Genomic DNA, 2,004 nt, shown 5'->3' on the forward strand with positions numbered 1-2,004 from the left:
ACACGGTCGTGCTGGGCCTCGGCCTCGCCACGATCATCCCCGACAACGGCGTCACCGCCCTCAAGGTCGGTGACGTGGACGGCGTGAAGCTGGCCGGGCTGCTCATCGACGCGGGAACCACCAACAGCGACTCCCTGGTCGAGGTGGGCCCCGAAGGTGCCTCCGCGAGCCACGCGGCCAACCCGACCAGCGTCCAGGACGTGTTCGTCCGGGTCGGCGGCGCGGGCGCCGGCAAGGCGACCACGGGCATGGTGATCAACAGCAACGACACGATCATCGACCACACCTGGCTCTGGCGCGCCGACCACGGCGAGGGCATCGGCTGGGAGACCAACCGCTCCGACTACGGCCTCCAGGTCAACGGCGACAACGTCCTGGCCACCGGGCTCTTCGTCGAGCACTTCAACAAGTACGACGTCCGCTGGTCCGGCGAGAACGGCAAAACGATCTTCTTCCAGAACGAGAAGGCCTACGACGCCCCCAACCAGGCGGCCGTCCAGAACGGCAGCACCAAGGGCTACGCCGCCTACAAGGTGGACGACTCGGTCAACACCCACGAGGGCTGGGGACTCGGCAGCTACTGCTACTTCAACGTCGACCCGAGCATCCGCCAGGACCACGGCTTCGAAGCCCCGGTCAAGGCGGGCGTGAAGTTCCACGACCTGCTCGTCGTCTCACTCGGCGGCCAGGGTCAGTACAACCACGTCATCAACGACACGGGCTCCCCGACCTCGGGGACTTCGACCGTCCCGTCGAACGTGGTGTCGTTCCCGTAGACCGGCCGCAGGTCCGGCCCTCCGTCCAGGGGAGCCTTCCACGGGGACGCCCGCTCCGTCACCTCCGACGGGGCGGGCGTCGCCGTGTCAGGGCCGGCCACCCGACATCAGGGATTCGAGTCCGGCGAGCCCTTCCACGATGAAGGCGCCCAGTGCGCGCACGCCGATGGTGTCGATCCAGCGCTCGAAGGCGACCTTGAAGACGGCGATCCCCGCCTCGGCCGCCAGACTGGCCGCCGGTTCACTGACGTCGCGTGCCCGCAGGGCCTCCCCCATCGCCGAGGCGAGCGACGCGAGCTTGACCAGCTCGCGCTCCTGGAGCTCCGCATTGGCCGTGATGATCCGCTGCCGCTGCCTGGCCCGCTCGTGGCGCTCGTCGAACACGACCGCGGCCGCCTGGAGCGCCTCCGCGACAGCCTCCATCGGGGACGCGGACGGGGGCGCCCCGGCAAGGCCGCTCACCAGGCGTTCCCGGAGCAGGGCGGAGCCGGCGAACAGCACCTCGCGCTTGTCCGCGTAGTGCCGGAAGAACGTGCGTTCCGTAAGCCCGGCCCGCTTGGCGATCTCGGTCACGGTCGTCTGCTCGTAACCCCGCTCGCCGTACAGCTCCATGGCGGCCTGTTCCAGCCTGCCGCGCGCGTTCGGCTCCCATCGACCCATGCGGCGATTCTATGGGATGACAGCGACTGACATCGGAGTTAGGCTGATGACAGTCGCTGACATCGAGGGCCGATCGGACGTCCGGGATACCCGGATCGTCGGCCCGCTCCAGGAGGTTTCCCATGCGTGTATTCATCACCGGCGCGTCCGGCTGGATCGGTTCCGCGGTCGTCCCCGAGCTCATCGGGGCGGGCCACCAGGTCGTCGGGCTCGCCCGTTCGGACGCCTCGGCCGAGGCGCTGGCCGCCGCCGGGGCCGAGGTGCGGCGCGGCTCGCTGGACGACCTGGACGTGCTGCGCGAGGCCGCCGCGGACGCGGACGGGGTCGTCCACCTCGCGTTCAAGCACGACATCGCGTTCTCCGGGGACTTCCAGGGCGCCACCGACGCGGACCGGAAGGCCATCGACGCCTTCGGGGACGCGCTCGCCGGCTCCGGCAAGCCCTTCGTCATCGCGTCCGGGCTCCTCGGGCTGGCCCCGGGCCGGGTCGCGACCGAGGAGGACGGGCGGAGCGCCGCCCCGGACGCGCCCGCCGGGGGCCCGGGCGACCGCCAGGACAACGCGCGGGC

2 protein-coding genes and 1 pseudogene are annotated in these 2,004 nt (G+C 70.8%); 2 read left to right on the forward strand and 1 reads right to left on the reverse strand.

Annotation, left to right across the window (positions count from 1 at the left end; all coding sequences use genetic code 11):
• Nucleotides 1–776 (forward strand): annotated as a pseudogene (locus G3I41_RS33790) (coagulation factor 5/8 type domain-containing protein); the annotation flags it as partial.
• A gap of 87 nt (nt 777–863) precedes the next feature.
• Here the strand turns inward: G3I41_RS33790 and G3I41_RS33795 are convergent.
• Entirely contained in the window at nt 864–1,436 is a 573-nt protein-coding gene (locus G3I41_RS33795; protein ID WP_239081971.1) for a TetR/AcrR family transcriptional regulator, read from the reverse strand.
• A 122-nt stretch (nt 1,437–1,558) separates the two neighbouring features.
• Between G3I41_RS33795 and G3I41_RS33800 the strand changes: the two genes are divergently transcribed.
• Nucleotides 1,559–2,004, forward strand: a 446-nt coding sequence (locus G3I41_RS33800; RefSeq protein ID WP_164404343.1) for an NAD(P)H-binding protein, incomplete at its 3' end; no start/stop codon positions are given.

Origin of the sequence: Streptomyces sp. SID9727, from assembly GCF_010550605.1 — a bacterium.
Lineage (GTDB): Bacteria > Actinomycetota > Actinomycetes > Streptomycetales > Streptomycetaceae > Streptomyces.

What these genes read in the sequence shown, in the direction of transcription:
- G3I41_RS33795 (WP_239081971.1), bottom strand. Translation starts at nt 1,436, where the DNA reads ATGGGTCGATGGGAGCCGAACGCGCGCGGCAGGCTGGAACAGGCCGCC.